Source organism: Geminocystis sp. (genome assembly GCF_041753295.1).
In the GTDB taxonomy this organism is placed as follows: Bacteria; Cyanobacteriota; Cyanobacteriia; order Cyanobacteriales; family Cyanobacteriaceae; genus Geminocystis.
The window spans coordinates 17,930-28,569 of the sequence record NZ_JBGSUU010000045.1; the positions used below are offsets into that span (position 1 = coordinate 17,930).

General features: G+C 34.8%; 8 protein-coding genes. 3 read left to right on the top strand and 5 right to left on the bottom strand.

The window, feature by feature from the left end; genetic code table 11:
* Positions 1-22 precede the first annotated feature (22 nt).
* The 5 genes from ACEW8E_RS04505 to ACEW8E_RS04525 form a co-directional block, all read right to left on the bottom strand.
* A complete protein-coding gene (locus tag ACEW8E_RS04505; protein WP_373479146.1) occupies positions 23-2,044 on the bottom strand; it encodes a nitrate ABC transporter ATP-binding protein in 2,022 nt (673 codons plus the stop codon).
* Positions 2,045-2,156: 112 nt separating this feature from the next.
* Positions 2,157-2,993, bottom strand: coding sequence for a nitrate ABC transporter permease (gene ntrB, locus ACEW8E_RS04510; RefSeq protein WP_373479147.1), 837 nt, complete (start codon positions 2,991-2,993; stop codon positions 2,157-2,159).
* 106 nt (positions 2,994-3,099) lie between these two features.
* On the bottom strand, positions 3,100-4,431 hold the full coding sequence (locus tag ACEW8E_RS04515) for a CmpA/NrtA family ABC transporter substrate-binding protein (RefSeq protein ID WP_373479148.1): 1,332 nt from the start codon (positions 4,429-4,431) through the stop codon (positions 3,100-3,102).
* A gap of 211 nt (positions 4,432-4,642) precedes the next feature.
* Entirely contained in the window at positions 4,643-5,689 is a 1,047-nt protein-coding gene (locus tag ACEW8E_RS04520) for a hypothetical protein (protein WP_373479149.1), read from the bottom strand.
* Between the two features lie 327 nt (positions 5,690-6,016).
* Entirely contained in the window at positions 6,017-6,169 is a 153-nt protein-coding gene (locus tag ACEW8E_RS04525; protein WP_373479150.1) for a hypothetical protein, read from the bottom strand.
* A gap of 55 nt (positions 6,170-6,224) precedes the next feature.
* Between ACEW8E_RS04525 and cysH the strand changes: the two genes are divergently transcribed.
* The 3 genes from cysH to ACEW8E_RS04540 all read left to right on the top strand — a co-directional run bounded on the left by cysH (position 6,225) and on the right by ACEW8E_RS04540 (position 10,513).
* Positions 6,225-7,031, top strand: a complete 807-nt coding sequence (cysH, locus tag ACEW8E_RS04530) for a phosphoadenosine phosphosulfate reductase (RefSeq protein WP_373479151.1) — start codon at positions 6,225-6,227, stop codon at positions 7,029-7,031.
* A 499-nt stretch (positions 7,032-7,530) separates the two neighbouring features.
* Positions 7,531-10,041, top strand: a complete 2,511-nt coding sequence (gene ppsA / locus ACEW8E_RS04535) for a phosphoenolpyruvate synthase (protein WP_373479152.1) — start codon at positions 7,531-7,533, stop codon at positions 10,039-10,041.
* Between the two features lie 118 nt (positions 10,042-10,159).
* Positions 10,160-10,513, top strand: coding sequence for a hypothetical protein (locus tag ACEW8E_RS04540; protein WP_373479153.1), 354 nt, complete (start codon positions 10,160-10,162; stop codon positions 10,511-10,513).
* Positions 10,514-10,640: the final 127 nt, after the last annotated feature.

Below are 10,640 nucleotides of genomic sequence, written 5' to 3' on the forward strand. Positions count from 1 at the left end.
CCCCAAATATGAGGACTTGAACTTATTGTCTTACTCCTCCAGAATTGGGGGCTGGGGGGCTATCAATTAAAATCTCTGAAACCTTATAATCACGGCGGATAGATAACCTTTCTAAATAGCCAACGGGATCATCTGCATTAAAGATCATCTTGTCAAATAGTTGTAAGTTTTGAGGTTCGCTATCCATATCAGGAATACCTAACTGACGACAAGCCTCATTGAATAAATCTGGACGGCGTACTCGTTCGAGAATTTCAACCCAATTACGGGGGAAATCGGTATAACCCCATCTGGCTAATTGAGTTAAAATCCATAACCCTTCTACCCTTGAGGGATAATTGGCGTTATTGACATAAAATTGGTTAAATCTCAATAAAGGCTCAATTTTTGTACCGTAATTATAGTCATCGACAAAACCAGGGCGGATATATTCCATCGACATATTCAAATATTCTTCCCGACTTAGTAATTCGACAATTTCTTCACGGTTACGGCGATCATCACAATATTCACAAGCCTCAATCAAAGCCTTAACTAAAGCGATATGAGTTTGAGGATGTTTTTCTACCCAATCTTCTTTTACCCCTAAAACCTTCTCAGGATGTCCCGCCCAAATATCTAAGTCTGTAGCAATGACATAACCTAAATCTTCTAGTACTGCACGACTATTCCAAGGCTCACCCACACAATAACCATCAATATTACCTGCTTTAAGATTAGAGACCATCTGAGGGGGGGGAATGACGGTTAAATTAACGTCTTGATCGGGATCTATACCTCCTGAAGCTAACCAGTAACGCAGCAGTAAGTTGTGCATAGAAGCAGGGTGGACAATACCAAAAGTATGAACTGTATCGGGAGCTGTGTTAATAGCTTCTTTTAATTGTGTCAGGTTAGTAACTCCCATTTCTCGAAATTTTTTGGCTAATGTAATGGCGTTACCGTTGCGACTAAGTACCATTGAAGTAATAATAGGAATAGAAATATTATTTCCTGCACCTAATGTCATACTTAAAGGCATTCCTGCCACCATTTGAGCTGCATCTAAACGCCCGTCAGCAATTCCTCTAGCCAATTCTTGCCATGATGGTTCTCTAATAAGGTTCACTTGTTCTAAACCGTGGTTCTCAAAAAAACCTTTCTCTTTAGCTACAATTAACGGTGCACAGTCAGTTAAAGGAATAAAACCAATATCGAGGTTGATTTTTTCCAAGCCATTACGGGGGATAACTTCTTTATTAACGGTAACTGCACCAACTTTTTTCGAGCGTTTTTGTTGATTGAGAAAGTAAACCATTTCGTTACGCAGTCCATAATAACTGGGGTGATTTACCACTTCTAGCCGTTGTCTGGGACGGGGGATCGGTACTTCTAATACTTGCCCTATATGAGCTTCTGGTCCCGTAGTTAACATTACAATGCGATCAGATAATAATAATGCTTCATCCACATCATGAGTAACCATGATACAAGTAACTTGATTCTCTTGAACAATGCGCATCAAACTTTCTTGTAAATTTCCCCTAGTTAAAGCATCTAAAGCTCCAAAGGGTTCGTCTAATAGTAATACTTTTGGTTTAGTTGATAAAGCACGAGCGATCGCAACCCTTTGTTTCATACCGCCCGAAAGTTGCCCCGGTTTCTTATTAGCAGCGTGTTTTAAACCGACAATGGAGATATTTTCCTCAACAATAGCTTTTCTTTGCGCTTCGGGATAGTGATTCATGACACGGTTAACCGCTAAAGCGATATTTTGCCGTACCGTTAACCAAGGTAATAAAGAATAATTTTGAAATACTACCATGCGATCAGGACCGGGTTCAGTTACTTCTCTACCTTCAAGAATAACACCGCCATGAGTAGCATTAGATAAACCAGCCACCATATTTAAAAGAGTGGATTTACCGCAACCAGAATGACCAATTAAAGAGATAAATTCTACTTTTTCGATCTTCAAATTAATGTTGCGTAAAGCGATATATTCTCCGCCATTTGCAAGGGGAAAAATTTTGTCAACATGATCAATTTCAATAAAATTTTGCATAGTTTAACAATAATTAGGAATGAGGAATTAAGAATTAAGAATTAAGAATTAAGAATTAGGAAATAAATAACTATGAGTTATCAACTATTAATTATTCAGTATCAACTATTCACTATTTTTGTTCTTCAGGTACAACTAAACTAGCAACAAAACTAACTAATCTATCTAATAATAAACCGATGATTCCGACATAGAATAAAGCAATAATAATTTGACTCATTTTTGAACTGTTATAAGCATCCCAAATAAAGAAGCCAATGCCCACACCACCTACTAACATTTCTGCGGCAATAATTGCTAACCAAGATAAGCCAATACCAATTTTTAAGCCTGTGAAAATATAAGGTACAGTAGAAGGAAATAAGATGTTGAAAAAGTATTCCATTTTTGATAATTTTAACACCCTAGAAACGTTATTATAATCTTGAGGAATTTGTTGAACTCCAACGGTGGTATTGATGATAATAGGCCAAATTGCGGTAATAAAAATAACGAAAATAGCAGAAGGATCAGATTGTCTCAAAGCCGCTAAAGATATAGGCAACCACGCTAAAGGAGGAATAGTTCTTAATACTTGAAAAATGGGATCTAAAGCAGAATAAACAAGACGATTTGCACCGATTAAAATACCTAATGCAATACCCACTACTGTAGCCAAAGAAAAGCCGATAGCTACCCGTTTTAAACTAGCTAAAAGTTGCCAAAATAAACCAACATCTGTACCGCCATTATTAAAAAATGGATCAATAATATAAGGATCCCATGTTTCTTTTATTACCGTAGTTGGTGCGGGTAAATTAGGCGTTTCTCCTGAACATAATATTTGCCAAATTGCTAATAAAATAAATAAGGCAACTAATGGAGCAACTATTTTTCTGCTGTTTTGAGAATAGAGAATAGAATTTAAAATATTAGCCCCTTTTGATGGTTTTTGAGTTTTTGAAATCATAATATTTATTTTATATTTATAGATAAATAACTAAAAGAAAATGTACTTAATTGAAAAGGAGAATAATTACCAATTACTAATTAATAATTACTCATTCCTCATTTTTTTACGCTTTTTTGATTTTTAATCCATCTAAATAGGCTTTAGGATTTTCAGGATCAAATTTTGTACCATCAAAGAAAGTTTCTACTCCACGAGAAGAATTTGCAGGAATTTGTGCGTCTGCTACTTTTAATTCTTTAGCGGCTTCTTTCCACAAGTCTTCACGGTTAACTTGCTCTACTAACGCTTTTGTGTCAGTATCGGCTGGAATATAACCCCAACGGATATTTTCAGTTAAAAACCATAAATCATGACTTTTGAAAGGATAAGAAGCGTTATCTCTCCAAAATTTCATAGCTTGAGGGAAATTTTCTTCTACCCTACCGTTACCAAAATCAATAGTACCTTTAGAACGTCCGATAATATCTTCAAAAGGTACTTTAAACCATTTATCTTGAGAAACAATTTGACACATTTCTTCAACATTTTCTGGTTGATCACACCATTGTTGTGCTTCTAATACTGCCATTAATAAAGCTTTAGCGGCTTTAGGATTAGCATCAACCCAATCTTTGCGCAAACTGAAGGCTTTTTCTGGATGATCTTTCCATAATTCACCTGTAACCAAAGCAGTAAAACCAATTTTTTGGTTAACTAACTGAGCATTCCAAGGTTCACCTACACAAAAAGCCTCCATATTACTAACTTTCATATTTGCCACCATTTGGGGAGGAGGTACGGGAACTACTGAAACATCTGTATCAGGGTTAATACCCCCAGCCGCTAACCAATAACGCATCCATAAATCATGAGTACCACCGGGAAAAGTCATGGCACAACTTAACTGTTTCCCATCGGCTTTCGCTTTGGCAAAAGTATCTTTCATAGCTGAACTATCAAGCCCTACTTTTAGATCTTTATACTTATCAGCTACGGAAATTCCTTGACCATTAGTATTTAATCGTGCCAAAATATACATTGGTACTGGTTGTTTTGTTTTGGTGATAGTACCTAATGTCATCTGATAAGGCATGGGTGTAAGAATGTGTGCTCCATCAATACCACCGCCCCCTGAACCTAATTCAATATTATCTCTAGTTACTGGCCAAGATGCTTGTTTAAGTACTTCTACTCCTGTCATGCCATATTTATCAAAAAAGCCTTTTTCTTTAGCAATAATTAGCGGTGCAGAGTCAGTTAAAGCGATAAAACCAAGTTTGGCGGTAGTTACTTCTGGTCCATCTCCAGTGGCTGGTGTGGTATTCGTGGTAGAAGGGGGAGTAGTTTCTGTGGTGGGTTGTTGATTACCTCCACTGGTGCAACCATGAAGGATAGCACTACCTACAGCAGTAATTCCGGCCGTGTAAATAAACTTGCGTCTGGATACTTGAGACATATTTTAATGGTTTTTTTGATTTATCTGAATATTTGTTAAGTTTGATGTACATATTTAAAACCTTTGCTATGAGGAAATTTGTATGTTTAGTCACAAAATTTTTATTATTTGCAGAAAATAAATTTACTATATTCATAATTTGCATTTTAAAAGGACTTTTTGAAAATAAGTTTTAATTTATAGATAATTTTCAATGGTATTTAAAATAACTTTAGCTTACATAACTAACCCAAATTAATACTAATATGGTTATACCAAAAGTGAAGATTTGAAACCCTAAAAGCAGATGATCAAGTCGAGTAATTCGTGAATAATTTTCTGAATTTTCTTCTCTAATCCATTCTGCAGTTACGATGGCTTCTATGATAGAGATAAAGATTAGAACATAAGTAATAACATAAATCTTATCAAGGAGAACGAGATAACCAACTTCAGGTAAAGAAGCTGAATAGCTTTGTTGAAGAAAAACAGCCGTTAATAAAGCTGTTACGGGTAAAGTAATTCGAGAGTCTATATTTTCAGGATTTAACAGTAAAGATCCCCAGCCCGTAGCAACAACAATGACAAGAGGTAATAAAAGTTTCCAAAGAAAAAAGCTGACGGGTCGAGATATATTTAACGAGTATTGCAAAATAGAATGTTGAGTGGTATCGGTTAAGCGTATATCGCCAAAATTAGTATTATATTGACGAACTAAACTTAATAATTCAAAATTCTGAATTTTCCATCCCGGAAGGTTTAGACTATCAGAGTATCCAGATTGTTCTTGATCAGCAACATAAACTAATTGATCTATCGTATAGACTGAGTTTTCTAATAATATGTTTAAATGTTCTCGATCTAAGGGATAATTTTGAAAAGAGAATGGTTGAGTAAATCTACCTTCTAATCTTAATACTTGATAAAAACTACCATCGGGTAATGTTTGTATTTCTTCATAAACAGGTGTTAATACTGTTCCCCAATCTTCAACTCCGTTAGCAAATTCTACATTTTCGATGGGATTAATTTTTCCTTTCCATTTAAACCAAACATAAAAATCACCATAGTAAGTATTACTAGAGGCATTGAGATCATATACATTCATGACATAAATTCCCGTTTTTACTTGTTGCGCTTGAGGTGGAATTTCTTTTAAAACCGTTAGTTTTTGATAATTATTTGTAGATTTAGGAATACCTAATTGGATAAGGATAATAAGTAAAGCAACACTGACTAAATAAATTATAAACTTGAAAGTACGGGAATTTATTTTCATTATTTTCTATTGAAAATATTTATATTTCTCGCTAATTAAATTTAAAATTCAGTATAAATTAAGATAGGATCGCTTTTATTGATTTATGATTATTTCTTCTGAATTTTATTCATTCTTTCTCCCATGGCTTCTACTGCTACTCCATCCCCAATATCTTTTTCGCTTTTTCCATTCATTTTGATAATGCGATCGCAACCTACTCAACTACTTAAATAATCTCTAAAACTGCCTAAATCTGATATTGAAAGCATCGAACTGAGGTAATATAAGGTTAAAAGAATTTTATCTTCAGGTTTTAGACATTTTTTCTTCCACCACTATCTTTAATTAATAATTTTTTATCCGCAGAAATTGCTTTTTTTTATTAGGGTTAATTTTTATGTTATTTTCCATTAGTTGTTTAAACTGTGGGTAGGCAATACCAATTATTCTTTTTGTTTCTTTTGGGTTATTATTGATATATTCTAAAAGTTGATTCATCAAGTTATCTCTATAAATACTTATTCTAAGTTTATTTTTATTTTGGAGATGTCTAATGATGACAGTGTCTAATAGTATTTCATCTTTTCAAGAATCATCCATAAAAGCAGTGTATCAATTATCTAACTCTTATCTCGATCTCGATCTCATTAATGAAAATTTAGCCACCGCAAACTCAGAAGAAATAATAACATGGGCTAGTCAAGAATTTGATCAACATTTAATCATGAGTACCAGTTTTGGTATTCAAGCAGCAGTGATGTTACACCTCGTTACTCAAATTGTCCCTGATATTCCTATCATTTGGGTGGATACAGGTTATTTACCAAAAGAAACTTATATTTTTGCTCAACAATTAACTGATAGACTTAATCTCAATTTAAAAGTATATCAATCTGAACTTTCTCCTGCTCGAATGGAGGCTATTTACGGAAAATTATGGCAACAAAAAGATTTAGATTCCCTGAATTTATATGATCGTATCAGAAAAGTAGAACCCATGCAAAAGGCATTAAAAGATTTAGAAGCCAAAGCATGGTTAGCAGGATTAAGACAAAATCAGACGGTATTTCGTCAAAAATTAGATTATGTTAATCAACAGGGTGAGCAATATAAAATTTTACCTATATTAACTTGGACTTCTAAAGATATTTATCAATATTTAACAAAATATAACTTACCCTATCATCCTTATTTTGATCAAGGTTATGTTTCTGTAGGTGATTGGCATTCAAGTCGTCCCCTCACTGCTGATGATGATAATGAAAGAGACACCCGTTTTCATGGAGTTAAACAAGAATGTGGTTTACATTTACCCATAAGTAACGAAGAAGCACAAAGTTTAGATTCTAGTCAACTATAAATGTCTATGGAATTTAAGAATAATTTATATAAATTGTCAAAAAAAATATCGTAATATTAAACCTAACACCCAATACAAGAACAAAAATCTACTCTCATCACTGATACTTTTTCAGGAGAGTTTTAAGCATGGTTATTTTAAACAGTCAAAGTTAAATCTTTGCAAAGATTCGTTAAGTTTTCTATCAAAATAATTGATCCCTTCATAATATCTGCTTTAATAAAATTAGATTTAGATAAATAATTTTAGAAAAAAAAGCTGTCAAAAAAATCAAGTAGATCTTAATTAAATCTTAACAAGATTAGTAGCAGTTAAGACCTGTAATTACTAATTTTATTAAGCTATTACCTAAGTATTTTTATTTTTTCTTAATATTTATTATCCTGAAGAAATGAATCTTAAATAAAGATTAAGTTAATTATAAACTTACCGAAAATATGATATTAAGTCAATTATTTTTAGACTCTTTTAGATTATATGATTAAGGAGATTAATTATTATGGTAAATACCGCTCCAGAAAAAATTAACGCTACAACCAAACAAGAAAAATTCATCTTGTGGTTTGAAGAAGTCGGTATCGAAGACGTGCCGATGGTAGGAGGTAAAAATGCCTCTTTAGGAGAAATGATCCAACAATTGACCGCTAAAGGTGTTAATGTACCTACAGGATTCGCTACCACTGCTTACGCTTATCGTTACTTTGTTAAAAAAGCAGGTTTAGAAGTTCAATTACGCAAGATTTTTGCTCATTTAGATGTAGAAGATTTACCTAATTTACAAGCCGTTGGGCGACAAGCTAGGGCATTGGTATTAAATACCCCTTTCCCAAAAGAGTTAGATTTGGCTATTTCTGAGGCTTATTTCAAACTTTGTCAACGCTATGGTAATAATCCTAATCTCTGCACTACGGATGATGAAGAAGAAATGATGCGTTTGCGTAGTTGCTCTTATGATACGGATGTAGCTGTCAGATCATCTGCAACGGCGGAAGACTTGCCCGACGCTAGTTTTGCAGGACAACAAGAAACTTACTTAAATGTTCACGGTGTCAAAAATGTCCTAGAATCCTGTCATAAATGTTTTGCTTCAATTTTTACTGATCGAGCTATATCATATCGTACAGTAAAGAATTTTGATCACTTTGAAGTCGCCCTCTCGGTGGGTGTCCAAAAAATGGTACGCTCAGACTTAGCCTCATCAGGGGTTATGTTTAGCATCGATACGGAAACAGGTTTTAAAGATGCGGCTTTTGTTACTTCTGCCTACGGTTTGGGTGAAAACGTGGTACAAGGTGCTGTCAATCCTGATGAATTTTTCGTCTTCAAACCTACCCTAAAACAGGGCTTCAAACCTATTTTAAATAAACGTCTTGGCTCGAAAGAAGTCAAAATGGTGTATGACTTAGGCGGTGGGAAACAAGTCAAAAACGTTCCTGTGTCGGAATCTGAGCGTTTGCAATATTCCATCACCGATGAAGAAGCCTTAACCCTTGCTCGTTGGGCTTGTATTATCGAAGATCATTACAGTGAAAAACGGGGTCAAAATAGCCCTATGGACATTGAATGGGCAAAAGATGGTCAAACAGGTCAATTATTCATCGTCCAAGCCCGTCCAGAGACGGTACAATCACAAAAATCTAGTAGTGTCCTCCGTGACTATAAACTAAAAGGTACAAGTGAAATACTTATTACGGGGCGCGCTGTAGGTGAAATGATCGGTCAAGGTTTAGCTCGTGTTATCCTTAATGTGCATCAAATTGGTGAGTTTAAAGCGGGTGAAGTGCTTGTAACTAACAAAACTGATCCTGATTGGGAGCCGATTATGAAAAAAGCCAGTGCCATCGTCACTAACCAAGGTGGGCGCACGTGTCACGCCGCAATTATCGCTCGTGAAATGGGTATTCCAGCCATCGTTGGTTGTGGGAATGCTACGGGTATGCTTAAAACAGGTCAAGATATTACTGTTTCTTGTTCGGAAGGGGAAGAAGGACGAGTGTATGAAGGTTTAGTACCCTTCGACATCATCGAAACTCAACTGGACAATTTACCGAAAACTCGCACCAAAATTTTGATGAATGTGGGTAATCCTGAAGAAGCCTTCAAATTAGCCTCTATTCCTTGCGATGGCGTTGGTTTAGCTCGTTTAGAGTTCATTATCGCTAATCAAATTAAAGCGCATCCTTTAGCCTTAATGAAATTCGATGAATTAACCGACGAAACGGCTAAAAAAGAGATTGCAGAGTTAACTTTAGGCTATCAAAATAAAGCTGATTTCTTCGTGGATAAAGTCGCTCAAGGGGTGGGTACGATTGCAGCCGCTTTCTATCCCAATCCTGTAGTAGTTCGTATGTCGGACTTCAAATCTAACGAATATGCGAACCTTTTGGGAGGCACAGATTTTGAACCAAAAGAAGAAAACCCTATGATTGGTTGGCGTGGTGCGTCTCGTTACTACGATGAAAACTACCGTGATGCTTATGGTTTAGAGTGTAAAGCCCTTAAACGGGTGCGTGATGACATGGGTTTAACTAACGTAATCCCGATGATTCCTTTCTGTCGTACTCCCTACGAAGGTCGCCGAGTATTAGCAGAGATGGAAAAACACGGCTTAAAACGGGGTGAAAACGGCTTACAAGTTTATGTAATGTGCGAAATTCCTAGTAACGTTATTTTAGCGGATCAATTTAGCGAAATCTTTGACGGTTTTTCTATTGGTTCAAATGATCTTACTCAATTAACTTTAGGACTCGATCGAGATTCCTCATTAGTAGCACATATTTTCGATGAACGCAACCAAGCCGTTAAAGATATGGTAGCAATGGTAATTGAAAAAGCGAAACGTAATAACCGTAAAATTGGTATTTGTGGACAAGCGCCCAGCGATTACCCTGAATTTGCCCGTTTCTTAGTGGAATTAGGCATTGACTCCATGAGTTTAAACCCTGATTCCTTACTAAAAACCTTACTCGATATTGCCAAACTCGAAGAAAGACTAGAAGCTAATAAATAATTAGGAATTAGGAATGAGTAATTAATCGCCTTTTATCCCTCTTTTTAGGGGGATTTTTATATGTTCAAAAATATATTAAAATAAAGACAAATATAATTAATGGGGGAATATTTTTTAAGTGGAAATTAAAGAGTTAGAAAATTTAATCAAAAATGAAATTGATAAAGTTATTATTGATATTATTGACAATAATCAAACTCTTAATATTTCCGCAAAATCGAGAGCTGGTGCAGAAATAAGTGATTGGTTAGAAGATCGTTTTGTTGAATATACAATTAATCATCAATATTTAAAAAATTCAGAATCAGCACCAAAAGGAAACACAAAAAATCCTTGGGATGCAAGAACATTTTTTGACTTCAATGATTTAAAAGAAGAAATTTGGATTGATTTTAAAGCATTTAAAACATCAGGAGAAGACAGTAATCCAGATATTGGTACACCAGATAAGATAATTAAATGGCGTTGCTGAATTAAGGTATGATTTTTAGATAAAGGGGTCAAATTATCAAAAATAAAAAAATGATACAATGTCCAGAGTGCGGGTCTAAACATATTCACAAAAATGGAATTAAAAAAGGAAAGCAAAATCATCTTTG